Origin of the sequence: Novosphingobium pokkalii, from assembly GCF_014652855.1 — a bacterium.
Lineage (GTDB): Bacteria > Pseudomonadota > Alphaproteobacteria > Sphingomonadales > Sphingomonadaceae > Novosphingobium > Novosphingobium pokkalii.
In genome coordinates, this window is sequence record NZ_BMZP01000004.1 from 14126 (window position 1) to 39736 (window position 25611).

Below are 25611 nucleotides of genomic sequence, written 5' to 3' on the forward strand. Positions count from 1 at the left end.
CCTGCTCTCCCGCACCCCATTGTTAACCCGCACCATGCGCATAATTTCTAATTTATGCAACAAGGTGCGAGGTGCGCCTGCATGATGTGCATGAAGCACAATTCTATACGCATGGAAAAAAACAGATTTTTCCGCATAAGCGAAACGCATCCCCATGCATGGTATACGTATGCCTTATTCGCTCAAGGCCTGGATCGGCGTAATTTGAAACCAAGCGAGATCCGGTGGAACCAGATGTCACATCATCGCAAGGCGGGGTGGACGCATCTGGCGGGTGTCGCGCTTCTTGCCCGCCGCCACTTTTGGCGATGGGCACGCCAACAAGGTTCGTAGCCGGCGCGATGCCGGCTGGGGGAGTGGAAGGTATCATGGCACATCACGCAGTTTCTGCGGGCGGCTTGCGCTGCTCGCTGGTCGCGCTGGCGACCGTTCTGGCCGGCAGCAGCCCGGCCCTCGCCCAGGAAGCGCCCGCCGCAACGGCGCCGCAGGCAACCGCAGATGCCGCCCCCGAACAGGGCGCCATCGTGGTGTCGGGCATTCGCGCCTCGCTCAATGCCTCGGCCTCGATCAAGCGCAACTCGATCGCCATTGTCGAAGCGGTGTCGGCCGAAGACATCGGCAAGCTGCCCGACGTCTCGATCGCGGACTCGCTGGCCCGCCTGCCCGGCGTGACCGCGCAGCGCCTGGAAGGCCGCGACCAGCGCCTGTCGATCCGTGGCCTTGGCCCGGATTTCTCGACCACGCTGCTCAACGGCCGCGAACAGGTCACCGTGGGTGACAACCGCGGCGTGGAATACGACCAGTATCCGTCGGAGTTCTTCAAGAACGTGGTGGTCCACAAGGCCGCCGATCCCTCGCTGATCGCGGCGGGCATTTCCGGCACCGTCGATCTGCGCATGCTGCGTCCGCTGGCCCAGGCCGGCCGCGTCATCGCCGTGCAGTTGCGCGGCCAGATGAACGGCATGAAGAAGCTCAATCCCGATGGCCAGCGCTATGGCTATCGCGCTTCGGCAACCTATGTCGACAAGTTCGCCGACGACACCTTCGGCATCGCCATCGGCCTGTCGGCCACTTCGGCCCCGTCGCAGGACGAACGCTACAACGCCTGGGGCTTCCCAACGGTGTCGGACACCGACAAGACGCTCGTTCTCGGCGGCGCCAAGCCCTATGTGCAGTCCAACCTGCTCAACCGCTATGGCGCGGTGGCGACGCTGGAATACCAGCCGAACGACAACTGGCATTCGACGCTCGACGTGCTCTATTCGCACTTCAAGGAAACGCAGTACCTGCGCGGCATCGAATTCCCGATCTATCCCGGCTGGTCGGCGCTGACCAATACCGACACCACGGCGATCCAGCCGGGCTACACGGTGAAGAACGGCTTCGTCACCGATGCCACGATCACCAACGTCAAGGCGGTGATGCGCAACGACTACAACCAGCGCAAGGCCGACAACTTCTCGATCGGCTGGAACAACGTGATCGGCCTGTCCGACACGATGCACCTGACGGTCGATGCCAGCTACAGCCACGCCAAGCGCACCGACTTCCTGCTCGAAAACTATTCGGGCACCGGCTACATCACCGGTGGCGCACGCGACACGCTGCACATCACCCAGAACGGCAACGGTACGTTCGATATCGTCCCGACGCTGGATTATGGCAATGCCGCCAACTTCGGCATCACCGATCCGCGCGGCTGGGGCTACAACGGCACCACGGCCGTGGTCCAGGCAGGCTTCCTCAACAAGCCCAGCTTCAAGGACGATCTGGCCGCGCTGCGCGCCAGCCTCGATGGCGAATTCGCCCAGGGTGGCCTGCTCAAGGGCTGGGAAGTCGGCGCCAACTACAGCTATCGCAAGAAGACCTCGGCGTTCACGTCGTACTTCCTGTGCCCCAAGGGCGGCGGCACCGGCTGCACCCCGGGCAGCGGCACCACCACCTTTGCCCCGATCCCGCAGGCCGCGATCATCGGCACGGTTCCGCTCGCCTACCTCGGCGTGCCGCGCATGCTCGCGCTCGATCCGATGTACCTCTACAACAACGCCTACAACGCGGTGTACGACAACCGCCCGGTCTCGCTGGTGCGCGACAACTCGGTAACCGAAAAGGTCTGGACCGGCTATGCCATGATCAAGCTGGACGGTGACGTGGGCGGCAAGCGCCTGTCGGGCACCGTCGGCGTCCAGGGCATCTACACCGACCAGAGCAGCAACGGCTCGCTCTCGAACTTCGACTCCACCACCGGCGCGGTGATCGTCACCCCGGCCAGCGGCGGCGCGAAGTACTGGAACGTGCTGCCCAGCGCGAACTTTGCCCTGGAACTGGCCCCTGCCACTTACCTCAAGCTGGCGGGCTCGCTCACCATGGTGCGTCCGCGCCTAGATCAGGAGCGCGTGAACCAGGAATTCTCGATCAATCCTAGCAACATCGGCTCGACCGATCCGACGCGCCCGTTCTTCAGTTCCAACGGCGGCAATGCCGCGCTGCGTCCCTACAAGTCGGCCAATATCGACCTGTCGGCCGAGCACTACTTCGCCAAGGGCGGCTACGTCTCGGCGGCGCTCTACTTCAAGCGCCTGACCGACTTCGTCGATCCCAACAACTCCTACGCCTATGACTTCAAGTCGGTCGTGGCGAGCCTGCCGGCAGCGATCCGCGACCAGATCGCCACCACGGTCGGTCCGGTCACGGCACCGGGCAACACCGGCAAGGGCACGGTCAAGGGCGCGGAAGCGACCGCCTCGCTGCCCTTTGGCCTGTTCACCCCGGCGCTCGATGGCTTCGGCGTGTTTGCCTCGGTCAGCTATACCGACAGCCGCATCGTCTTTGCCAAGAACCCGGACAGCCCGATCACGCTGCCCGGCCTGTCGGACTGGGTGGCCAACGGCTCGGTCTATTATGAAAAGGCCGGCTTCCAGGCGCGCGCCAACTATCGCTTCCGCTCCAGCTTCCTGGCGGAAGTGGCGGGGCTGTCGGCCAACCCGACCTACCGCACGGCCAAGTCGGAAGGCATCCTCGACGCGCAGATCGGGTATGAATTCCAGCCCGGCTCGCGCTTTGCCGGTCTGGCCGTGATGTTCCAGGCCAAGAACCTCACCGATCGTCCGTTCATCACCTACCAGAACAACGATCCGCGCCAGGTGATCGACTATCAGCGCTATGGTCGCGATTTCTACCTGACGCTGAGCTACAAGCTGTAAGTTCCCTCAGACGGCGGGTGGTCCCAGGCTGGACCGCCCGCTGTCGCCATGACACTATTGCAATGGATTGCAGAGTCTCATGCGGGCACTGCAATCTCTTCCAGCGGGGGCGCCAGGGCCATGGACAGCCAAGTTGCACGTTCGATCACGATTGTCGGCGGTGGCACGGCAGGCTGGATGTGTGCGGCCGCCCTCGTCCATTTCCTGGGCGAGAACACCCGGATCACCCTGGTTGAAAGCGATGCCATCGGCACGATCGGCGTGGGCGAGGCGAGTATCCCGCAGATCCGCATGTTCAACCAGGCCCTGGGCATTGACGAAACCGATTTCATCCGTGCCACCGGCGCCACGTTCAAGCTGGGCATCGAATTTGCCGGCTGGCTGCGCGCCGGGCACAGCTATCTCCACGCTTTCGGCGATGTGGGCCGCGACATCGGCCTGGGCGCCTTCCGACATTTCTGGTCGCGCGCCCATCGCCTGGGCCTGGCCCGGCCGCTGGGCGATTACAGCGTCAACGACCTGGCCGCCCGCGCCGGCAAGATGCACGACGGCGCCCCGCTGACCAACCGCAACGTGCCGCAGATGCCCCATGCGTTCCATTTCGACGCCGGGCGCTATGCCGCTTACTTGCGCCGCTATGCAGAAAGCCGGGGCGTGATCCGCCAGGAAGGCACGATCGTGGCCGTGGAGCGTGATGGCGGCAGCGGCGACATCAGCGGCGTTACCCTGGCCGATCAGCGGCGGATCGATGGCGACCTGTTCATCGATTGCTCCGGCCTCAAGGGATTGCTGATCGAGGAATGCCTGGGCACCGGGTTCGACGACTGGTCGCACCTTCTGCCTGCCAACAGCGCGGTTGCCGTCCCCTGCGCCAGCGCTGCGCCGCTCACCCCCTACACCCGCGCCACCGCCCATGCCGTGGGCTGGCAATGGCGCATCCCGCTGCAACACCGCACCGGCAATGGCCGGGTCTATTGCAATGCCTTCATCAGCGACGATGAAGCCACCGCCGGCCTGCTCGCCCATCTCGATGGCGCCCCGCTCGCCGATCCGCGCGTGATCCGCTTCACCACCGGGCGGCGGCGCCAGGCCTGGTCGCACAACGTCATCGCCGTGGGGCTGGCCAGCGGCTTTCTGGAGCCGCTCGAGTCGACCTCGATCCACCTGATCCAGACGATGATCGCCAGGATCATGACCTTTGGCCCCATGCTGCGCCCGGCCCCCGCCGTGCGCGCGGCGTTCAACCGCCAGTTTGCCGACGAAATGGAGCGCATCCGCGACTTCATCGTGCTGCACTACCGGGCGAATGAGCGCGAAGAACCGTTCTGGCAGGCCTGCCGCAGCCTGCCCCTGCCTGACAGCCTGGTGGAAAAGATCGACCTGTTCCGCAGTGCCGGGCACTTGTTCCGCGACCAGGCAGACCTCTTCAGCGAAGTGGGCTGGATGCAGGTGCTGATCGGTCAGGGCATCGTTCCGGCCACCAGCCATGCCCTGGCCGAAGCCGTGCCGGCGGAGGATCTCGGCAACTGGCTGGAAACGCTGCACACGCTCTACAGCCGCGAAGTGGCGGCCTACCCTGCCCACGCCGATTTCATCGCGCGCCACTGCGCTGCGCCTGCCCCCCAAGGACTCGTCGCATGATCCTGCGTTTTTCCACCGCGCTGGCGGTGGCCCTGGCCACCACGGCACTCGCACCGGCTTTTGCCGCTCCGTCGGGCGTCCCGACCTCCATTCCCGCCACGCTGGCCACGCGCCCGGCTGACGGGGAAATGATCTATTTCGTGCTGCCCGATCGCTTCGCCAACGGCGATACCGCCAACGACACCGGCGGGATTGCCGGCGGGCGGCTCACGTCCGGCTTCGATCCCGCCGACAAGGGTTTCTATCATGGCGGCGACATCAAGGGGCTGATCGCCCGGCTCGATTACATCAAGGGCATGGGCTTTACCGCCGTCTGGGTCGGCCCGGTGTTCAAGAACAAGCCGGTACAGGGCGCGCCGGGGCAGGAAAGCGCCGGCTATCATGGCTACTGGATCACCGATTTCACCCAGGTCGATCCGCATTTCGGCACCAATGCCGAATTTGCCGCATTGGTCAGCGCCGCCCACGCGCTTGGCCTCAAAGTCTACATGGACATCGTGGTCAACCACACCGCCGACGTGATCCAGTATCGCGAGGTGCCCGCCGGCACCGCCGCCCCCTATCGCGACAAGGCCGATTATCCCTACAGCCGCAAGGGCGGCCTGGCCGGCCCGGCGATCAACGCGGGCTTTGCCGGAGACGAGGATTCCACCGAGGCCAACTTCGCCCATCTCACCGACCCGGCCTATGCCTACACGCCCTTCATTCCCAAGGGCGAAGAGCATGTGAAAGTGCCGGACTGGCTGAACAACCCGCTCTATTACCACAACCGGGGGGACAGCACGTTCAGCGGCGAGAACAGCCGCTTCGGCGATTTCAGCGGGCTGGATGACGTGTTCACCGAACACCCCCGCGTCCGCGCCGGGATGATCGCGATCTATGGCGACTGGATCCGCAAGTTCCATGTCGACGGGTTCCGCATCGATACCGCCCGCCATGTCGATCCCGGCTTCTGGCAGGCGTTCATCCCGGCGATGCAACACATCGCCCGCGCCGAGGGCATTCCCCATTTCGCGATCTTCGGCGAAGTGGCGCGCGAGAACCCGGACAATGGCTATATCGCCCGCTTCACCCGGCGCGATGGCTATCCCAACGTGCTCGATTTCGCCTTCCACGCCGCGGTTCGTGCCGTGCTCGCGCAGGACAAGGGCACCGATGTCCTGGCCGACCTGTTCGATGGCGACGTGCTCTATCAGGGCGGCGAGAAAGCCGCGCTGGCGCAACCGACCTTCATCGACAACCACGACGTCGGCCGCTTTGCCTGGCTGGTGGAGCACGACAGGCCCGGCATCGGCCAGGACGAACTGCTCGCCCGCACCGCGCTGGCGCACACCATGCTGCTCACCCTGCGTGGCAGCCCGGTGGTCTATTATGGCGATGAACAGGGCATGGTCGGCCACGGCAACGACCAGGCCGCGCGGCAGGACATGTTTGCCAGCAAGGTGCCCAGCTACAACGACCAGCCGCTGCTCGGCACCACCCGGACCACGGCGCAGGACAATTTCAATCCCGACCATCCGCTTTACAAGCTGATCGCCCGGCTCAACGCGCTGCGCGGCCGCCACCCCGCCCTCGCCCGCGGCGCTCAGGTCACGCGCAGCTATGGCGAAAAGCCCGGCCTGTTCAGCGTCTCGCGCTTCGATCCGTTCACAAACGCAGAATATCTCATCGCCTTCAACACCTCTGGCCAGCCGATCAAGGCGGCCAGCACGATCGGCACGGCGGCGCAACAACTGGAAAGCCTGTGGGGGCAGTGCCCCGCGCAGGTATCCGCTCCGGGTTCGGTTGTGCTTGACTTGCCCGCTTACGGCAGCGCTGTCTGCCGCGTCCTTCCCACGTCCATTTCCCAGCCCAATTCCTCGAACAAGCAAGGCCAATGACCCAGCAAACGCCCCCGCCTTCCGCCCAAGACCTGCCCTGGTGGCACGGCGCGGCGATCTACCAGATCTATCCGCGCAGCTTTGCCGATTCCAATGGCGACGGGGTGGGCGATCTGGCCGGGATCACCGCGCGGCTCGATCACGTGGCGCGGCTGGGCGCCGATGCCATCTGGATTTCGCCGTTCTTCACCTCGCCGATGCGCGATTTCGGCTATGACGTGTCGGATTACTGCAATGTCGATCCGGTGTTCGGCACGCTCGACGATTTCGATGCCCTGGTTGCCCGCGCCCACGAACTCGGCCTGAAAGTCACCATCGATCAGGTCTATGCCCATACCTCCGACCTGCACCCGTGGTTCGTGGAGAGCCGCCAGAGCCGCGACAATCCCCACGCCGATTGGTACGTCTGGGCCGATCCCAAGCCCGATGGCTCGCCGCCGTCGAACTGGCAATCGGTGTTCGGCGGCCCGGCCTGGCGCTGGGACGCGCGCCGCTGCCAGTATTACCTGCACAATTTCCTGGCCGAACAGCCACAGGTGAACGCCCACAACCCCGCCGTGCAGGAAGCGCTGCTGGGGGTGATGAAGTTCTGGCTGGATCGCGGGGTCGATGGCTTCCGCATCGACGCGCTCAATTTCCTGATGCACGACCCGACGCTGCGCGACAATCCGCCCGCGCCCGAGGATGGCCGCCGCCGCACCCGTCCGTTCGATTACCAGCTCAAGATCTACAACCAGTCCCACCCCGGCATCGTCACCTTCATCGAACGCCTGCGTGCGCTGTGCGACAGCTATGGCGCGGTGTTCACCGTGGCCGAAGTGGGCGGTGACCTGGCCGAAACGGAAATGAAGGAATACACCGCCGGCAGCGCACGCCTCAACAGCGCCTATGGCTTCGATTTCCTCTATGCCCCGCAGATCACGCCGGTCATGGTCCGCGATGTGCTGGCCAAGTGGCCGGACGAGCCGGGCATCGGCTGGCCAAGCTGGGCCTTTGAAAACCACGATGCGCCGCGCGCCCTCTCGCGCTGGGCCACGCCCGAAGCGCGCGACGCCTATGCCCGGATGAAAGCCGTGCTGTTTGCCACGTTGCGCGGGAACATCATCGTCTACCAGGGCGAGGAACTGGGCCTTACCCAGGTGGATATCCCGTTCGAGCAGTTGCAGGACCCCGAAGCCATCGCCAACTGGCCGCTGACCCTCTCGCGCGACGGCGCCCGCACCCCGCTGCCGTGGCAGGCGCAGGCGGCCATGGGCGGGTTCACCGCCGGCCCTGCCCCCTGGCTGCCCCTGGGCGAGGAAAACCTCGCGCGCGCGGTGGACCGCCAGGAGGCCGATCCCGCCTCGCTGCTTTCGCTCACCACGCGGCTGCTGCACTTGCGGCGCGAAACGCCCGCCCTGCGCCACGGCAGCTTCGACGTGCTGCATGCCGATGCTGCCTTGCTGGTGGCGCGCCGCCGGTATGCCGGCCAGTCGCTGCTGGTGCTGATCAACATGACCAACCAGCCCGTCGCCTGGCCGCAGGACGTGGCGCAGGAAGGCACCGTGCTGGTGGCCGAGAATGACGCAAGCCTGGGATACCTGCCCGGCTTTGCTGCCTTGATTGTCGAAGAGAGGATCTAACCCCCATGTCCGTTCTGACCCGCCTCGCAGCGCCGCTGGCGCTGACGCTGGCTTGCGCCCCGCTGCCGGCGCTGGCCCAGCAGACCCAGGATGCCCCCGTCACGCTTGCCTCGCCCGATGGCAGCCTGGTGCTGACCGTGGCGATCGACGGCGATGGCCGCCCCACCTACAGCCTCTCGCGCAAGGGCAAGCTGCTGATCGGCGCCTCCTCGCTCGGCTTCATCCTCACCGATGGCCCCACCATGGTGCGCGGCAACCACATCATCGGCAGCGAAACCGCCAGCCCCAAGCCCACCACCTGGGAACAGCCCTGGGGCGAGCGCCGCTTCGTCACCGACAACCACACCGAATTGCTGGTCAAGTTCAAGCAGGTGCCCGAATGGGGCGGGCGCGAGATGAACGTGCGCTTCCGCCTGTTCAACGATGGTTTCGGCCTGCGCTATGAGCTGCCCACGCAAGCGGCGATGACGACGATGAAGATCGCCGACGAGCTGACCGAGTTCAACCTGGCGCAGAACGGCACGGCCTGGTGGATTCCGGGCGGCGAATGGAACCGCTATGAGCAGGTCTATCAAAAGACCCCGATCGACGGCGTGTCCACCGCGCATACGCCGATTACCATGAAGCTGGCCGACGGCACGCATCTGGCGTTCCACGAAGCCGCGCTGGTCGATTATTCGGCCATGTGGTTCAAGCGCATCGACGGCACGCGCTTCCGCTCCACCCTCTCGCCCAATCCGGGCGGCCCCAAGGTCACGCGCGACCTGCCGTTCAACACCCCCTGGCGCACGATCCGCATTGCCGACAACGCGGCAGGCCTGGTCGAAAACGACCTGGAACTGAATCTCAACGAACCCAACAAGCTGGGCGACGTAAGCTGGGTCAAGCCGATGAAATACATCGGCATCTGGTGGGGCATGATCCGCGGCGACTGGACCTGGGCCGAAGGCCCGAACCACGGCGCCACCACCGCGCGCACCAAGCAGTATATCGACTTCGCCGCCAAGAACGGCTTTGGCGGCGTGCTGGTGGAAGGCTGGGACAAGGGCTGGAACGGCAACTGGTTCGGCAACGGCAAGGATTTCAGCTATACCCAGGCGACGCCCGATTTCGACATCAAGGCGGTGACCGACTATGCCCGCAAGAAAGGCGTGGAACTGATCGGCCACCACGAAACCGGCGGCAACATCGCCAATTACGAAGCCCAGCTCGACGATGCGATGAAGATGTATGCCGCGCTCGGCGTCCATTCGGTCAAGACCGGCTATGTCGCCGATGCGGGTGGCATCCTCGCCCCCGGTGCCACGCCGGGCACCTATGCGATGGCCTATCACGATGGCCAGCGGCAGGTGGAACACCACCTGAAAGTGGTGGAAACGGCGGCCAAGTATCACATCGCGATCGATGCCCACGAACCGGTCAAGGACACGGGCCTGCGCCGCACTTATCCCAACTGGATCGACCGCGAAGGCGCGCGCGGCATGGAATACAACGCCTGGGGGCAGTTCGCCAACGGCCCGAGCCACGAGCCTACGCTGGTCTATACCCGCATGCTGTCAGGCCCGATGGACTTCACCCCCGGCGTGCTCAGCCTGGAAGGCGCCAAGCACGCCGCGCTTGCCTCCACGCTGGCCAAGCAGTTGGGACTCTACCTCGCGATCTATTCACCGATCCAGATGGCGGCCGATTTCATCGAGAACCTGGCCGCCCATCCCAAGGAACTGGAATTCATCCGCCAGGTGCCGGCGGACTGGTCGGAAAGCCACCTGATCGCGGGCGAAGTGGGCGAATACGCGATCTTCGCGCGCAAGGACCACAAGAGCGACGACTGGTACGCCGGCGGCGTCAACGACGCCACCGCCCGCACCGTGACGCTCACGTTCGACATGCTCGATGCCGGCAAGACCTATACCGCCACAATCTACAAGGACGGCGAAGGCGCGACCTATGAAACCGAAGCGCGCCACAGGATCGCCTACGACACCAGGACGCTGAAAAAGGGCGACACCCTTACGATCTGGCTCGCCCCCGGCGGCGGCACCGCCATCCGGCTGCATCCGGGCAAGTAACCGCAAACAAGCAAAAAGCCCTCTCCCCTTCAGGGGAGAGGGTTGGGTGTGGGGGATGCTGGGCGCAAACAGCAACATTAACTGCCCGTCGCCCCGTGCTTGACACGGGGCTTGGCTTCCCTTGCCACCTCGCGTTTGGCATGCTGGCAAAATGGAAATGGGCGGCTGGGTATTCGGGATCAATGGTATCCGGTCGCGCCGACGCAAGGCGAGATCCCAAGTTAGCCAAGCCCCGTGTCAAGCACGGGGCGACGAGAAAATTGGTGCGCATGCAGTCGCGCTGGCGCGTCAAGAGCAATCACCGCCCCTGAGAGCGCAGATAGGCAATCACATCCGCCCGGTTGAGCGGATCGGCAATCCCCCCGAACATCATCGCTGTGCCCGGCACCACCGCCTTGGGATTCTTCAGCCAGGCGTCCAGCGTGGCATCGTCCCACTTGCCACCGGCATCGCGCAGCGCGGCGGAATAGCCGAAGCCGGGGCGGTTGCGGCCCATGGGTTGGCCATAGACGCCGTGCAGGTTCGGCCCGGCCATGTCCGGCGCGCCGGCATCGAAGGTGTGACAGGCCTTGCACGAGGCCGCCTTGCGATCTCCGATCCGCGCATCAGCCACTTTCATCAGTGCCGCGAGCGAGGGGTTCGGTCCAGCTTTGGCCAGCCGCGCATCGTGGGTCTTGTCTCCCCCACAGGCAGAGAGGCTGAGGGCGGCGGCAAGCAGCGCCAGGGTGTGCAAGGACTTCATGCCGCCGCGCTAGGCCATCACACGCGACGGCGCGATACGGCAATTTGTCCTGCCCCATTGCAGTTGCACTTTTTGCATTGCAAGCGGTTGCACCGCAAAAAAAGCGTGCGAAACCCCCTGCCGGCGGCGCCAGCAGCAGGCCAAACCCCGCCTCAGACGCCACCAGCAAGCCGTGATTCGCGAATCAGTGGCGCAGCGAGAGGCCCACGCGCTCCATCCGGCGGTAGAACGTGGCTCGGCCGATCCCCAGCAGGCGCGCCGCGCCGCTCACGTTGCCGTCTGCGCGGGCCAGGGCCTGGCGCAGCACGGCGCGGTCGCCGTCCTCGAAGCTGGCGGGCGCGCCATCGCCCAGGAACTCACCCAGCGGGCGCGGGCTGATCGTCTCGCCCGCCCCCAGGCGAAAGTGCTGGCGTGCCGCGCGCGTGGCGCCAATCACCAGGTCATCGCGGTCCACCGCCAGCAGGGCCTGCCCCCGCGCGGCCGGATCGGTGCCGGCGAGCACGATACGCGCATCGGCATAGCGACGGCAGAACAGGTCGCGCTCGATATGCCGCGCCGCATCCTGCACCAGCGCGCCGATCAGCGCCGCCATCGCGCGGTCGTGGTCGCCGCGCGCCGAAGAGATGTCGAGCGCGGCGACGAGGCGCCCCTCGGCGTCGAAAATCGGGGCATCCATGCAACTTACGCCAACGTTGCGGCTGGCAAAGTGCTCGTCGCGGTGGATCGTCACCGCGCGCCCTTCCACCAGGCAGGTGCCGATGCCGTTGGTGCCCTGCGCCGCTTCGGCCCACGATGCGCCGGGCGCCAGGCCCAGATCCTCGAAGCGGTCGGCATCGGCATCGCCCGCACGCCAGTCCAGCACCACCCCGCCGGTGTCGGCGATCAGCACGCAGGCGCCGGCCAGGCCCACGCTGCCGAACAGCCGGTCGAGCACCGGCGCGGCGACAGCGAGCAACTCGCCATTGGCCGCGCGCAACGCCTGGAGTTCCGCGCCGCCCAGCCGTTCCGCCCCGCTGCGCGGCGCGGCCGGGTCCAGCCCGTGATGCAGCGCGGAGCGACACCATGAGGCTGCCACGGCCGAAACCGCCGCGCGCGAGGATTGCACCGCGTTCAAGACCCGTGTGGCATGGTCGGGATCGGAAACGGGATGCAAAATGGCCATGGGCGATGCCTCTCCATCGATTGCGGCGCAAGGCTCGGCAGCGCCGGGTGCGCAGGTGGACCGCATGCGCCGGCGCGGCGGACGGGCCTTTGCGGCAGCAGGTCTATCTGGTTCCATCGGCTTTCTTTGCAAGGCCTTTCCCGCCTTGCCCATTGGACATTGGGCCGATGAGAAATCCTCATGTGCATTTGCGCAATTCCACGGCAAGAAGGCGCGCACCCGCAAAGATGGAGCCCCCTCATGCAAACCCGCAAGCTCGGCACGAGCGGCCTGGACGTCAGCCTGATCTGCCTGGGCACGATGACCTATGGATCGCAGAACACCGAGGCTGAAGCCCATGCGCAGCTCGACTACGCGATCGACCATGGCGTCAATTTCGTGGACACGGCCGAAGCCTATCCGGTCACGCCGTTCCACAACGACACCATCGGCCGCACCGAGGAATATATCGGTACCTGGCTGGCCCAGCCGGGCAAGCGCGAGAAAGTGATTCTGGCCACCAAAGTGGCCGGCCCGGCGCGCGACATGGTGCGCAAGTTCCGGGGCGGCGACAACAAGCTCGATCGCCGCAACATCCTCTCGGCGATCGACGGCAGCCTGGCGCGCCTGCGCACCGACTATGTCGATCTCTACCAGGTGCACTGGCCCGAACGCCATGTGCCGATGTTCGGCGCCCGCGGCCTGTCGCAGGTGGAAGACCGCGAAGACCTGACCCCACTGGAGGAAACGCTCGACACGCTGGGCGAACTGGTCAAGGCCGGCAAGGTGCGCCACGTCGGCGTGTCCAACGAAACCGCCTGGGGCGTGGGCGAATACCTGCGTTTGTCGCGCGACAAGGGGCTGCCGCGCGTGGCCTCGATCCAGAATGCCTACAATCTGGTCAACCGCCTGTTCGAAGGCGGCCTGGCCGAGGTGGCATTGCGCGAAAACGTGCCGCTGCTGGCCTATTCGCCGCTCGGCGCGGGCAATCTCACCGGCAAATATCTCGGCGGGGTGATTCCCAAGGGCTCGCGCCGCGACGTGGCCAACCAGTTCACGCGCTACAATACGCCCAATGCCAATGGCGCCATCGCCCGCTATGTGGCGATTGCCCATGCCTTTGGGCTGGACCCGGCGACTCTGGCGCTGGCCTGGGTCAACAGCCGCCCGTTCGTGGCCGCCAACATCATTGGCGCCACCACGCCCGAGCAGTTGGCCCTGGCCATCGCCAGCGCCGATGTCACCCTGCCGCCCGAAGCGATTGCCGCGATCGAGGCGGTGCACGCCGTGCTGCCCGATCCCTGCCCCTGAGAGGCTGACCGAAAAGTCCTGCGAACCATTCCGGCACGCAAAAAAGAAAGGGGGCCGTTTCCAGCCCCCTTTCCCTCTACCGTGGATGGCCCGCCCCCCGATCGCTGGCGATCGCTGCGGGCCTGGGGGATCACCCCGGCCAACGCATCGGCGCGGCCAGGGCGATCACGCCAGGATCAAGCCTTAGAGCTTGCCGTCCGAAGCGTTGTTCATGTCGTTCGACACGAGGTTGAAGGTGTTGCCGAGCGAGTTGCCGAGCGCGCCCATGGCGGTGATGGCGGCAACGGCGATGAGAGCAGCGATCAGGCCGTATTCGATGGCGGTCGCGCCTTCGGTGTCCTTGATGAGCTTGCGGAAGAAGGTCATTGTCCAAGTCTCCTGTTTGAGTAACCCCACCGCCGTTTTGCCGCTTTCCCCCTAATCATTGGTAAATGCCCTTAGAATTTTCTGCATTGCGCCTCCGCGCGAACACACCGTTGCGGAGGAATTTCTGGTTAACCAAACCTGCCCTGGGCCACGCCGATCACGCCCACGAAAAAGGGGAGCGCTTGCTCCCCTTCTCCAAAATCCGGAAATCTCGGGATTATCCCGCGATCAGCCACGCCCGCGATAGCCCGGCACGCCTTGGTCGGGCAGCCACAGTCCGGCCGGCGCCGGGCCGGATTGCCAGAACACATCGATCGGAATGCCGCCGCGTGGATACCAATAGCCGCCGATTCGCAGCCATTGCGGCTTCATCTCGTCGAACAGGCGCTGGCCAATGCCCACGGTCACGTCTTCATGAAAGCCGTTGTGGTTGCGGAACGCACCCAGGAACAGCTTGAGCGACTTGGATTCGACGATGGTTTCGCCCGGCGCATAGTCGATCACCAGATGGGCGAAATCGGGCTGGCCGGTCACCGGGCAGAGCGAGGTGAATTCGGGCGCGGCAAAGCGCACCAGATAGAGCGTGCCGACGCGCGGGTTGGGCACATAGTCCAGCACCGCTTCCTCGGGCGAGGCCGGCAAAGCGCTGGTCTGGCCCAGGTGCAGCGGGGCCGGATGGCGGGGGTCTGACATGGCAGGAGAATCCTTTCTGTTGCGCGGGCCATGCACCGAAACCCGCCGATGAAGCAACCCGGCGGCTTGCGCCTGCCCGTTCAGGCACTATTCAACGCCGTCCGGCCGTATCCGGCCATCGACGAGACATCCTGAAACGAGGCAGTTCAAACTCGGCCATGCGCGGCACTTTCCCCCCACGTTCCTTCGCACGCGGCGCGCGCTGCGCCATGCTTCTCGCCTCGGTCACGCTGGCCGGTGCAGCGCAGGCCCAGACGCAGGCGGCCCCGGCCGCGACCACGCCCGCGCCCACCCAGACGCTGAGCCCGGCAGTGCCAGCCCCCACGCTGCCCACGCTGGGCACGCCGACCCAGGCGCCGGTGATCAAGCCATCCGCGCCGATCCCGGCGGCATCGACGCCCACCGCCCCGGCGATCACGCTTCCCCAGGCCAGCCCCAGCCGTGCCGCCACCCCGGTTCGCCGCGCCACTCCGGCACCGGCACCCCGCCCGCAGCCGAGCGCGACGCCCGAAGCCGCGCCACAAGCCGCGCCAACGCCGGTTCCCTCGCCAATCGCGCAAGCCACTGCCGCGCCAAGCGAACAACCGCCTGCCCCCGACGCGAGCGCTGCGCCCGAAGCCAGCGCCTCGGCCGAACCGGCGCCCGCCATTCCGGCCGATACCAGCACCGACAGCAGCCCTGCGTGGTGGCCATGGGCTGCCGGGTTGGGCGCGCTGGCAGTGGCCCTCGCCGCCTTCGCCTGGCGCCGCCGCCGCCCCACCGCGGTCGAAGGTCCGGTCGACGCGGCCTTGCCCGTGGCGCCGCCGCCGCCGCCACCGCCAGCTCCCACGGCCCCGCAGCCGCCGCGCCCCGCTCCGGCACCTGCCCCCGTTCCGGCACCGGCGCCCATCGCCCCGCCGCCCGTCGATGTTCCGGCAGGTCTTGCCGTCACGCTCCTCGCCGATCGGCTCAGCGCCACGCTGGTCAATGCCACGCTGTCGTGCCGCCTGGTGCTGACCAACCATGCCTCCCACGCGCTGACCGATCTGGCGCTGTCGGGCGACATGACTTCGGCCCACGCTTCGCGCCCGATGGATGAACAGCTTGGCCTGGCCGGCCCGGAACTGCCGCCGCTGCGCACGCTGGAACGGCTCGATCCTGGCCAGAGCCTGACAGTCCCGGTCGAAATGCGCCTGCCGCTGTCCGCGATCCTGACGATTCGCGCCGGCAGTGCCCAGTTGTTCGTGCCGATCGTGCGCGCCAGCGTCTGGGCCACCCAGGCCGAAAACGGCGCCGCCGCCCATGCCCATGCCGCATTCCTGGTGGGCCAGCCGGCCGCGCCCGGCGATCCGGCGGCGCGGCTCCAGGCCTTCCGCCTCGACCAGGGGCCGCGCGTGTTCGATACGCTCGATCAGCGCCCGATGCCCCTGCCCGCCCTGTAACGTGCCCGTACCAGTCGCAAAGTGAAACGAAACGCGGCGTCGATTGGCCATTTTTGCAATCGACGCCATTGCGCGGTGGCTCTAAGTTCGACAGCCGAAATGAACCCGCGCCAGACGGGTCGCACGCAGGCAGGAGAAATTCATGGAACCGCTGGTCTCCACCCAATGGCTCGCCAACGAGATGGGTGCGAGCGATCTGCGCATCGTCGATGCCAGTTGCTTTTTGCCCGAACACAAGCGCGACGCCGCGCTGGAGTATGAGGCGTGCCACATTCCCGGCACTGTCTTCATGGACCTGGGCAACTTGGTGGACAGCGCCACGGGCTTGCCCAACTCGCTGCCTTCGGCCGAGAAATTCGCGATCCGCATGCAAAGCCTGGGCCTGGGCGATGGCAGCCGCATCGTTCTTTACGACGATAGCCCGATCAAGTCGTCGACCCGCGCCTGGTTCCTGCTGACCCTGTTCGGCGCGCAGAACGTGGCGCTGCTCGATGGCGGCATTGCCAAGTGGAAGGCCGAAGGCCGCCCCTGTGCGCAAGGTCGCGAGAAGCTGCGCCACCGCCATTTCACCGCGTGGAGCGACTTGCGCGCGCTACGCTCGAAGGACCAGGTGCTGGCAAATCTGTCCAGCCATGCCGAACAACTGGTCGATGCGCGCGGCGCCGGTCGCTTTACCGGCGATGTCAAGGAAACCAACCCGGCGCTCGCCAGCGGCCATATCCCCGGTGCGCGCAACGTGCCCTATGCCAGCCTGTTCGCGCCCGATGGCACCTGGAAAAAGCCCGATGGCCTGCGCGCCGCCTTTGCCGAAGCCGGGGTGGACCTCGCCCGCCCGGTGATCGCCAGTTGCGGCTCGGGCATGACTGCCAATGTCGTGATCTTCGCGCTGCACTTGCTCGGCAAGGACGACGTGGCGCTCTACGACGGCAGTTGGAGCGAATGGGGCGCCGATCCGGCCACGCCCAAGGAAACCGGCCCGGCCACCTGTCTGGTCGATTAACGCAGGCGATCGAGGCTTTCGGATCGGGCGCATCTGTGCTTTGCACGCGCACATGACTGCCTCTTCCGAAAAGCCGCTCCAGACCGCCACCCGCCTCGTTGCCGCCGGGCGTCGCCCGGAATGGACCGGCACGCCCGATCATCCCGGCGCTGTGGTCAACCCGCCGGTGTGGCGCGCCAGCACGCATCTCTATCCAGACATGGCCGCGCTGCGCCGCCATCCCGGCAATGCCGACGGGCATTTCTACTATGGCCGGCGCGGCGCCCCCACCCAGTGGGCTCTGGCCGAAGCCTTGACCGAGCTGGAACCGGGCGCGCAGGGCGGCGGCACGGTGCTCTATCCTTCAGGCGTGAGCGCGATCTGCGGCGCGCTGCTCACCGTGCTGCGGCCGGGCGATACCCTGCTGCTCACCGACAACGCCTATGAACCCAGCCGCGCCATGGCGCGCGGGCTGCTCGCCGATTTCGGCGTGAAGACCGTGTGGTTCGATCCGATGGACAGCACCGCCTTTGCCGCGCTGTGCCCCGGCGCTGCCGCCGTGCTGCTGGAGGCGCCGGGCAGCCTGACCATGGAAGTGCCGGACATGCCCGCCCTGATCGGCGCGGCCAAGGCGCAGGGCCTTGCCGTGCTGGTGGACAACACCTGGGCTTCTCCGCTCGGCTTTGCCCCGCTGGCCCACGGCGCGGATATCAGCATCATGTCGCTGACCAAGCACGTCAGCGGCCATTCCGACGTAGTCATGGGCAGCACCACGGCGGCGGCCGAGTGGTATGGCAAGCTGCGCCTGCGCAGCCAGAACCTGGGCCTGGTGGTCTCGCCCGACGATGCCGCGATCATGCTGCGCGGCCTGCGCACCATGGGCCTGCGGTTGGAAGCCTCCACCGCCGCCGCACTCGCCGTGGCGCAGTGGCTCGCCACCCGACCCGAAGTGGCGCGCGTGCTCTGCCCGATGCTGCCCGGCTCGCCCGGCCATGAGCACTGGCGGCGCGATTTCACCGGCGGCTGCGGCCTGTTCAGTTTCGTCCTGAAAGGCGGTACGGCCAAAGCGCGCGACGCCCTGATCGATGCGCTCGCCCTGTTCGGCATCGGCTACAGCTTCGGCGGATTCGAAAGCCTGGCCACGCCCGTCGATCCTGCCGCAATCCGCACCGCCAGCCCCTGGCCACGCGCCGACATGGACCCGGCCGACCGCTTCGCCGTGCGCCTGGCCATCGGCCTGGAAGACCCCACTGATTTGATCGCCGACCTCGAACAGGCGCTCGCTGCCTGGACCGCCGCGCAATGAGTGGCTGGGCCAACCGCAAGGTGCACCATCAAGTCGAAGACTTCTTCCAGTCGCTCGACGATCTGGGCTTCGATATCGGCCACTATCACATCTCGGTGTTCAACGCCGCCAAGATGGTGCTGGTGGTGGTGGCGATGTTCATGCTCGCCCGGCTGGGCAGCAAGCTGGCGCGCTATTTCTTCGCCCGCGCAACCAGTCTCGATTCCGCGCAGCAGGTGCTGGGCGAAAAGATCGTCTCGCTCATGGTCTGGGCGCTCGCCTTCTTCATGGGCATCGACCTGCTGGGGATCAACTTCACCGCGCTCACGGTGTTTTCAGGGGCCTTTGGCCTGGCCATCGGTTTCGGCTTGCAGAAGACCTTCGGCAACCTGATCGCCGGACTGATCCTGCTGATGGACCGCTCGATCAAGCCGGGCGACGTGATCGCGATCAACGACGGCAAGGGCAACACCGTGGGCCAGGTGCGCAAGATCGGCATCCGGGCAGTGTCGGTGGCCACGCGTGACCATCGCGAATACCTGATTCCCAACGAAATCCTCATGACCACCCAGGTGGAAAACTGGTCCTATTCCAACACCCAGATCGTACTGACCATTCCCGTCAGCGTGGCCTATGACACCGATCTCGATCTGGCCGAACGCCTGATGCTCCAGGCCGCGCGCGCCGCGCCGCGCGTGCTCGCCGAACCCGCCCCATCGGTGGTGATGAGCGCGCTGGGCGCCAGCGGCATCGACATGGCGATCTATGTCACCATCGAAGATCCGCAGGACGGCACCGCCAATGTCCGCAGCCAGGTGCTGCGCGCGCTGTGGCGCCTGTTCCAGGAACATGGCGTGGAAGTGCCCTTCCCGCAGCAGGATGTACGCCTGCGCGACACCGCCGCCCTGCGCGCCCTGATGGGTTCTTCAGAGCCAGACCCGGCGAACGGCGCGCAGTGACACACCGCCCCGGTGGCGGGGCCACTTGGGGCGGGCGATCCGCTGCGAGAGGTAGATGCCGCCATGGCCCGAGGCGAGGTAGGCCGCCACGCACGCCACGATCAGCGCCGGGGCCGCATCCAGCCCGAACAACTCCAGCCCCATCACCGCGCAGGCCACCGGCGTGTTCGCCGCTGCGCCAAACAGCGCAACCATGCCCAGCGCCGCCGCGAGCGGCACCGGCAGGCCGAGCAGCACGGACAGCGCGCTGCCGAGGCCCGCGCCGATGAAGAACAGCGGCGTCACTTCCCCGCCCTTGAACCCGGCGCTGAGCGTGGCAACAGTAAACACCAGCTTGAGCAGCCAGCTCCAGCGGTCAGGCCCGGTAACAAAAAAGCCGGGCAGCGTGGGCGCGCCGGGATGGGGCGAAAGCACCCCCAGCCCCAGGTAATCCTGCGTGCCGAACGCGAAGGTCAGCGCGATCACCACGCCGCCGCCGATCACCGGGCGCCACAGCGGCTGCGCCACGAACCGCTTGTAGAGATCGCCCAGGCCATGGTTCGCCTCGGCAAACAAGCGCGCCACCACCCCGCTGGCGAGGCCGACCAGCAGGGCCTTGGTCAGCAGCAGGGCAAAGCCGGCAAGGTCGGTCTGCGGCAGGCCGACATGAGGATAGGGGGTGTGATGGATGCCCCACAGGCGGCAGGCGAAATCGCCCGCCAGCGCCGCCACCAGGCAGGGCACCAGCGCGGCCAGGTCCAGCCCGCCCAGCGCCAGCACTTCGATGGCAAAGACCGCACCGGCCAGTGGGGTGCCGAATACCGCACCGAAACCGGCCGCCACCCCGCCCATCAGCAGCAGGCGCCGCGCCTTGCCGGTCAGCCCCAGCCGGTCCACCAGGCCATGCGCCAGGCTGCCGCCCAGTTGCACCGCCGTGCCTTCGCGCCCGGCCGATCCGCCGAACAGATGCGTGGCCACCGTGCCGATCAGCACCAGCGGCGCCATGGCCAGCGGCACGCCGCCGCCCGGCTCGTGAATCTCGTCAAGGATCAGGTTGTTGCCGCCTTCGGCGCGCGCCCCGAACCGGCGATAGAGCCAGGCCACCGCCAGCCCGCACAGCGGCAGGCCATAGAGCAGCCAGGGCGCGGCAAAGCGCAGGCGCGTGACAGCATCGAGCGACCAGAGGAACCCGGCGCAGGCCGTGCCTACGGCCAAGGCCATGGCCAGCAGAGCCAGCGCGAAACGGATGCGAAGACGGGTGAACAAGGCGCGCACGATTCCTCCTGTTGCAGGCGCCCGCTGGGGGCACTGCCGGTTTCAGGCAGGAATCATCAGCCCTGGCGCGGTGAAGCGTTGCGGGCGGTTCGGCCAAAGGCCCGGCGGAAATCCATCGCCTTGGGTGCGCCTATGCCGTGGCGCGCCGGCGGCGTCAAGATTGCGTGCCTTCAGGGGTTAGCCACGGCGCCCCGCACATCGACCTGGCCGCCGTTGTTGATGATGCGGCCGCCGACCATGCCTTTCATGCGCACGCGTGCGCCCTGCTCCACGATCAGGTCTCCCCCGATCATGCCGGTGATGGTCACGTCCGCACCCGCTGCCACCGTGGCATTGCCGCCGATCATGCCGCGAAAGCTGCGCTTGCCCTCCAGCCGGTAATCGCCGCCAATGGCCGTGCCATCGGCCGTCGCCTCGCGCGGCGTGTCGCGATGGCATCCCGCCAGCGCTCCGATCGTCGCCAGACTAAGGGCCAAGGGGAGAGCACGGCGAATATCAGGCATTAAAGCGGTTTCCTCATGCGAAAAGGCGGGCCGTGGGTCTGCCACCCTGCCCGCCTTCCCGGATCACCACATCGGCCGTTCGATCAACCGCAGTCGGTGTCCGACCGGTGCCGTGCCCACCGCTTTACCAACGGTGGCCCCAGCCATGGTGCCAGTAGTGGGGGTGGCCCCAATAGCCATGCCAGCCGTGGTAATAGCCCCACGCCGGCCGTTCCACCACCACAGTACGGCCCATGGGATAGCAGCTGCCATTCCAGGCGCGATACCAGCCAGCACCGCAGCCATCCCGCGCCATGGCCGGCGCGGCCGTTACCAGGGAAGCCGTGGCAAGCGCCACGCAAAGCAGGATCTTCTTCATGTCGACCTCTTGTGCTTGTTCATGCAGGCTCTTATTTCCGGCCTGACGTGACTTGAACGATAGCACGCGCCCATTCCGTCTTTCGGTTCGTCGCAGAATCTATACGATCAATCCGGTGATCGGCTTGGGCGGCCCGGCGAGCGGAAACAGCCGCCGCGCCACCAGCGCCGGATCGAGCCCCAGGCTTTCCCCGGCCACGCCCGCCAGCAGGGCATCGAGCTGGGTCGTCGGCGCCAGATCGCGCCCTTCGTAAAGCTGCGCAGGGTCCAGCCCCGGCCAATCGGCCACCACGCGCCCGCCTTTCACCGCGCCGCCCAGCACCCAGGCGACCGAGCCCGTGCCATGGTCGGTGCCCCCGGTGCCGTTGGCCGCAGCGGTGCGGCCGAATTCGGTGGCGACCAGTACGGTGGTCTGCGCCCAGGCTGGCCCCATTCCGTCGCGCAGCGCCGCCAGCAGCGTATCGAGCGCGCGCAATTGCGTGGCCAACCGCCCGTCCTGCCCGCTGTGAGTGTCCCACCCTTCGGTTTCGAGCATGGCGATGCGCGGCCCGTGCGGCTTGGTCAGGAACGTGGCGGTCAGCTTGCCCAGCGCAGCCGGATCCTGCTTGGCGCCACTGCCCTGCGCCAGCTTGCGCGCATCGAGCGCGGCGTTCCACGCCCCGCGCAACTGGCTGTCCGCACCATAGAGCGTGCCCACCCGCGTCAGCAGATCATCGGCCGGATCGGGCAGGCCTGATGGCGCGTAGGATGCCACCTGCACCGGGCCGCGCAGTGCCGGCGGCACCGTCGGCGCAATCGCGATCGCCGCATCGCCACCGCGCGGCAGCATCGCCACCAGGCGGTTGAGCCAGCCGTCGCGCGCCTGGTAGGGTTGGCTGCCACCCGTCTCCAGCACGTTCTGCCCGTCGAAATGCGACCGGTCGCGATAGGGGGACGCCACCGCATGCACGAACAGCGCCTGCCCACGCGCATACATCGCGGCGGTTTCCTTGAGCGCGGGATGCAGCGCAAACATGCCGTCCAGCCGCGTCGCGGCGGCCGGATCGACCGCCAGCGCGCCGCGCAGCCGGGCATAGCCGGGGTCGGCATAGGGCACCACGATGTTGAGCCCGTCCGCCGCTCCGCGCTGGATCACGAAGACAAAGCGCCGCTCGGTCTCGGCCGCCGCCAGGACCAGCCCCGGCGCCACCAGCAGGGAGCCAGCGGCGCCGCCGGCAAGATGCAGAAAGCTTCGGCGATGAAACATGCTTACCTCCGCAGGAAATCGGGCGAAACCAGCAGCAGCGCCAGCGCGCTGGCCGGGCTTTCGGCATGGGCAATCTCTTGCGCCGTGGCGCTGGACAACGCGGCGGGCAGCACTTGCGGCGCCCGCTGGCGCGCATCGATCTGCGCCGCGCGCGGCCCGGCCAGGCGCTGGGCGAATTCCACCCGGCGCAGCAGGGCATCGGGCGCGATCCAGCTTGCCGCGACATCGTCCCACCCGGCGGGGGAGCCGGGCTTCCACACCGGCTGGCCCAGTTGCTGCTCGATCGTGGCCACCTGCATCGTGCCGATCTCGGCCAGGCCCAGCGCGCGCAGCGACGAAATCGTCCACTCCCACGGCGTCTTGGCCTTGATCGGCCGCGCCACCCACGGTTCGGGGCTCGCCACCAGCGCGCGATAGACCGTGGGCAGGTCACCCCGGCTATGGTTGAAGGCCTCGGCCAGGCGGTCCACCAGCGCGGGCGGCGGCACGTCTCCGGCGAAGTGGCGCGCCAGCTTGGTCGCCACATGGGTGGCCGTGGCCGGTGCGCGCGCCAGGTCGGTCAACACCGCGCGTGCCTGCTCCACGCCCGGCTGGTCATAGGTCTTGCCCCGGATCGTGCGCGCGCCCGGCTCGTGCTGCGGGGCGTGAAACGCGAAGTCGCCGGGGGCATCGTCGTTGATGCCGCCCACCGTCCACCCGGTCAGCGCGCGGGCAAACTCGGTCACGTCCGCCTGGCTATAGCCGCTGCGCACGCCCAGCGTGTGCAGTTCCATGATCTCGCGCGCCAGGTTCTCGTTCAGCCCGCGCTGTCCGCCGCCGCCCGGCTTGGCCCTCGCGCGCAGGGCGGCCGGGCTGTTCGGCCCGATCGACTGGTTCTGGTTGAGATAGAGCAGCATGGCCGGATGGTGTTCCACCGCCAGCAGCATATCCTCGAACTTGCCCAGCACATGGGGGCGAATGGCATCGCGCTCGAACGCGCCGGCCAGCGCGGTTACGGGCAGGTTGTCGACCGAAACGCAGAAGTGGTTGGCCCAGAAATGGACCAGCCGCTCCACGAACGGCGCCTGGGTTTCCAGCGCGCTCTGCGCCCGCGCCTGAACCGCCTGGCGATAGAGCGCGTGGATATCCTCGCCCAGATCGCGGCGCGCGGCCTTCTGCTCGGGCGTGCGTTCAGCCTTGCCCGGCTGCGCGGCTTGCGCCCGTGCCTGGCGCAGCGCCCGCTGCTGTTCCTGGTATCCGGCGAGCAGCGCGCGGGCGTCGGCCAGCGCGGCCCAGGCGGGCGGCGTCACGTCAAAGCGGTCGAACTGGCTGGCCAGCCAAGCATGCGGATCGCCGAACGACGGATCGGCGGCGTCGTCAGGCCTCGCGCCAAGGCCGAACCGGTTGAGCGCGATGGCCGCTGGGGAAAGCGATTGTTCTGGCGGCCTGTGTTCTGGTGGCATGTGCAGAGCCCTGTGTAATGCGTCACCGCCTTGAACGCAGCATGGCCGCGCTTCCGTCGCGCGCATCTGCACGCTTACTTGTGCTGGCGGGGCTCCAGCCGGTCAGCCATGCGGGCGCGGTCGGCCAGCGGCAGGCCTGCGACGTAAGGCACCACTTGCGCTTCGACATGGGCACGCACGGCGGCATCGCCGCTGCGCAATTGCTCCAGTTGCGCCAGCAAGGCCGGCTGGTCCACGGTCGGCGCGCGCAGCAGCGCGGCGATCTGGTGACGCAGCGCACGGTTGGCGTCCAGTTGCGGGCGCACGTCGTTGCGCGCCTGGCGCACCACCTGGCGCAGCCCGTGCCGCTGCGCGGGCGCCAGGTCCGCCCCCGGCACGCGCAGCGCGCCCATGCCGATCGGCGAATTGCCGCGCGCGTGCATGCTCCACCACGCGGCGCCGCCTCCCGCCACCAGGAACACGTTGAGAAGGATCGAACCCGCGCAGACCAGGCGCAGGCGCCGCGAAGCCGTCATCCTTCTTCCCCTGCGCTTTCAAACACGCTGGCGTCCAGGCCCGGCCCCACGCGCTCCGGCCCCAGCGCCACGGCCGCGCCCAGGCCGGCCACCGCGCCGGCCAGCACCGTGCCCACGCCGATCGCAGACCACCACAGCCGCGCGCGCACGATCCACCCGCGCCGCCGTGCCGCCACCAACCGCTGGCGCATCGCCGGGGTCGGCGGCGGAACGGTCCAGGCATCCAGCCGCAAGTCCAGTGCCTCGGCCTCGGCCAAGGCGCGGGCGCAGGCGGGATCGGCGGCGGCCAGATGCCAGCCGGCGGCGCGCTCAGGCGCCGGCCAGCGTTCGATCCCGCCATAGGCCTGCGCCAGCGCGTCAAACCGCTCGCGGCTCATCGGTTCAGTCATGATCGGCCCCTTCCTCTTGTGCAAAGCGCTGGCGCAAGGCGCGGCGCCCGCGCGCCAGCAGGCTTTCCAGGGCCTCCACGCTCACCCCCAGCACGGCGGCCGCCTCGATATTGCCCAGTTCCTGATAGTGCACCAGCACGATGGCTTCGCGCTGCCGCTCGGGCAGTGCCGCTACCGCCGCGGCCACTGCGCGCGCCTGCGCCTGGGCAGCCAGCGCGGCATCGGCCAGCGGCGCTGTGTCCGCCTGCTCGGGCGGATCGGCCATCACCACCCCGCGCCGCCGCCGCAACCGGTCGCGGCACAGGTTCAACGTGACCAGGTGCAGCCAGGTGTCGAACCGCGCCTGGCCGCTGCGCCAGCGCCCGGCCTGGCGCCAGGCGCGCACGAAGACTTCCTGCGCCACGTCCTCCGCCTCGGCCCGGTCGCGCAGCAGGCGGCTGGCCAGCGCCAGCAGGCGGGGCAGCTTGGCCCCCACGAACTGGCGCACGGCCCCTTCCTCGCCCTGCGCCATGCGCGCCAGCAACGCCGCGTCGGGATCGGCCTCGCTCAAGCGAGAACCTCGCCGGCCACTGTCGGGAAAGGAGGGCGCATGC

Annotated in this window: 22 protein-coding genes and 1 riboswitch; of the genes, 10 read left to right on the forward strand and 12 right to left on the reverse strand. The window is 67.4% G+C overall.

Features of this window, described 5'->3' with window-relative positions; all coding sequences use genetic code 11:
• Positions 1 to 368: 368 nt before the first annotated feature.
• The 5 genes from IE191_RS05295 (at position 369) to IE191_RS05315 (ending at position 10415) form a co-directional block, all read left to right on the forward strand.
• Positions 369 to 3203 carry a TonB-dependent receptor gene (locus IE191_RS05295; protein ID WP_191323325.1) on the forward strand — a complete coding sequence of 945 codons (2835 nt, stop codon included), beginning with the start codon at positions 369 to 371 and terminating at the stop codon, positions 3201 to 3203.
• A 120-nt stretch (positions 3204 to 3323) separates the two neighbouring features.
• Positions 3324 to 4844 (forward strand): tryptophan halogenase family protein, encoded by a 1521-nt coding sequence (locus tag IE191_RS05300; RefSeq protein ID WP_191323326.1) that lies wholly within the window; start codon positions 3324 to 3326, stop codon positions 4842 to 4844.
• Positions 4841 to 6724 carry an alpha-amylase family glycosyl hydrolase gene (locus IE191_RS05305; RefSeq protein WP_191323327.1) on the forward strand — a complete coding sequence of 628 codons (1884 nt, stop codon included), beginning with the start codon at positions 4841 to 4843 and terminating at the stop codon, positions 6722 to 6724. The genes IE191_RS05300 and IE191_RS05305 overlap by 4 nt, the downstream gene beginning before the upstream one ends.
• A complete protein-coding gene (locus IE191_RS05310; protein ID WP_191323328.1) occupies positions 6721 to 8346 on the forward strand; it encodes an alpha-glucosidase in 1626 nt (541 codons plus the stop codon). The genes IE191_RS05305 and IE191_RS05310 overlap by 4 nt, the downstream gene beginning before the upstream one ends.
• Before the next feature lie 5 nt (positions 8347 to 8351).
• Positions 8352 to 10415 (forward strand): glycoside hydrolase family 97 protein, encoded by a 2064-nt coding sequence (locus IE191_RS05315; protein ID WP_191323329.1) that lies wholly within the window; start codon positions 8352 to 8354, stop codon positions 10413 to 10415.
• 298 nt (positions 10416 to 10713) lie between these two features.
• On the opposite strand, the gene IE191_RS05320 is transcribed toward IE191_RS05315, so the two are convergent.
• Together IE191_RS05320 and IE191_RS05325 are read right to left on the reverse strand one after the other, a co-directional pair.
• Complete coding sequence (locus IE191_RS05320) at positions 10714 to 11157, reverse strand: c-type cytochrome (protein ID WP_191323330.1); 444 nt, start codon at positions 11155 to 11157, stop codon at positions 10714 to 10716.
• A gap of 184 nt (positions 11158 to 11341) precedes the next feature.
• Complete coding sequence (locus IE191_RS05325) at positions 11342 to 12319, reverse strand: GAF domain-containing protein (protein ID WP_191323331.1); 978 nt, start codon at positions 12317 to 12319, stop codon at positions 11342 to 11344.
• Between the two features lie 240 nt (positions 12320 to 12559).
• Here IE191_RS05325 and IE191_RS05330 point away from each other — a divergent pair, with 240 nt between their 5' ends.
• Positions 12560 to 13609, forward strand: a complete 1050-nt coding sequence (locus tag IE191_RS05330) for an aldo/keto reductase (protein WP_191323332.1) — start codon at positions 12560 to 12562, stop codon at positions 13607 to 13609.
• A 183-nt stretch (positions 13610 to 13792) separates the two neighbouring features.
• Here IE191_RS05330 and IE191_RS05335 read toward each other — a convergent pair whose 3' ends face one another.
• Both IE191_RS05335 and queF read right to left on the reverse strand, forming a co-directional pair.
• The gene (locus tag IE191_RS05335; RefSeq protein WP_054130878.1) at positions 13793 to 13975 is read right to left on the reverse strand and encodes a Flp family type IVb pilin; all 183 of its coding nucleotides are present in this window, start codon (positions 13973 to 13975) and stop codon (positions 13793 to 13795) included.
• A 228-nt stretch (positions 13976 to 14203) separates the two neighbouring features.
• Positions 14204 to 14668, reverse strand: coding sequence for a preQ(1) synthase (gene queF, locus IE191_RS05340; protein WP_191323333.1), 465 nt, complete (start codon positions 14666 to 14668; stop codon positions 14204 to 14206).
• Positions 14669 to 14877: 209 nt separating this feature from the next.
• Between queF and IE191_RS05345 the strand changes: the two genes are divergently transcribed.
• The 4 genes from IE191_RS05345 to IE191_RS05360 all read left to right on the forward strand — a co-directional run bounded on the left by IE191_RS05345 (position 14878) and on the right by IE191_RS05360 (position 19312).
• The gene (locus tag IE191_RS05345) at positions 14878 to 16089 is read left to right on the forward strand and encodes a hypothetical protein (RefSeq protein WP_191323334.1); all 1212 of its coding nucleotides are present in this window, start codon (positions 14878 to 14880) and stop codon (positions 16087 to 16089) included.
• A 142-nt stretch (positions 16090 to 16231) separates the two neighbouring features.
• Positions 16232 to 17089 (forward strand): 3-mercaptopyruvate sulfurtransferase, encoded by an 858-nt coding sequence (gene sseA / locus IE191_RS05350; RefSeq protein WP_191323335.1) that lies wholly within the window; start codon positions 16232 to 16234, stop codon positions 17087 to 17089.
• A 52-nt stretch (positions 17090 to 17141) separates the two neighbouring features.
• On the forward strand, positions 17142 to 18374 hold the full coding sequence (metC, locus tag IE191_RS05355) for a cystathionine beta-lyase (RefSeq protein WP_191323336.1): 1233 nt from the start codon (positions 17142 to 17144) through the stop codon (positions 18372 to 18374).
• Positions 18371 to 19312 carry a mechanosensitive ion channel family protein gene (locus IE191_RS05360; protein WP_191323337.1) on the forward strand — a complete coding sequence of 314 codons (942 nt, stop codon included), beginning with the start codon at positions 18371 to 18373 and terminating at the stop codon, positions 19310 to 19312. Before metC ends, IE191_RS05360 begins: the two co-directional genes overlap by 4 nt.
• Here IE191_RS05360 and IE191_RS05365 read toward each other — a convergent pair.
• The 8 genes from IE191_RS05365 to IE191_RS05400 form a co-directional block, all read right to left on the reverse strand.
• Entirely contained in the window at positions 19280 to 20566 is a 1287-nt protein-coding gene (locus tag IE191_RS05365) for a chloride channel protein (protein ID WP_373299244.1), read from the reverse strand. The two genes, IE191_RS05360 and IE191_RS05365, sit on opposite strands and share 33 nt — an antisense overlap.
• 40 nt (positions 20567 to 20606) lie before the next feature.
• A riboswitch (Fluoride riboswitch) is annotated at positions 20607 to 20695 on the reverse strand.
• 41 nt (positions 20696 to 20736) lie between these two features.
• The gene (locus IE191_RS05370) at positions 20737 to 21069 is read right to left on the reverse strand and encodes a hypothetical protein (RefSeq protein WP_229815125.1); all 333 of its coding nucleotides are present in this window, start codon (positions 21067 to 21069) and stop codon (positions 20737 to 20739) included.
• 124 nt (positions 21070 to 21193) lie between these two features.
• Positions 21194 to 21427 carry a GCG_CRPN prefix-to-repeats domain-containing protein gene (locus IE191_RS05375; protein ID WP_191323338.1) on the reverse strand — a complete coding sequence of 78 codons (234 nt, stop codon included), beginning with the start codon at positions 21425 to 21427 and terminating at the stop codon, positions 21194 to 21196.
• Positions 21428 to 21526: 99 nt separating this feature from the next.
• Positions 21527 to 22672, reverse strand: a complete 1146-nt coding sequence (locus tag IE191_RS05380) for a DUF1501 domain-containing protein (RefSeq protein ID WP_191323339.1) — start codon at positions 22670 to 22672, stop codon at positions 21527 to 21529.
• Positions 22673 to 22674: 2 nt separating this feature from the next.
• Entirely contained in the window at positions 22675 to 24114 is a 1440-nt protein-coding gene (locus IE191_RS05385; RefSeq protein ID WP_191323340.1) for a DUF1800 domain-containing protein, read from the reverse strand.
• A gap of 74 nt (positions 24115 to 24188) precedes the next feature.
• Entirely contained in the window at positions 24189 to 24629 is a 441-nt protein-coding gene (locus IE191_RS05390; RefSeq protein WP_191323341.1) for a periplasmic heavy metal sensor, read from the reverse strand.
• Complete coding sequence (locus IE191_RS05395; protein ID WP_191323342.1) at positions 24626 to 25018, reverse strand: hypothetical protein; 393 nt, start codon at positions 25016 to 25018, stop codon at positions 24626 to 24628. The genes IE191_RS05390 and IE191_RS05395 overlap by 4 nt, the downstream gene beginning before the upstream one ends.
• Positions 25011 to 25568, reverse strand: coding sequence for an RNA polymerase sigma factor (locus tag IE191_RS05400; RefSeq protein WP_191323343.1), 558 nt, complete (start codon positions 25566 to 25568; stop codon positions 25011 to 25013). Before IE191_RS05400 ends, IE191_RS05395 begins: the two co-directional genes overlap by 8 nt.
• Positions 25569 to 25611: the final 43 nt, after the last annotated feature.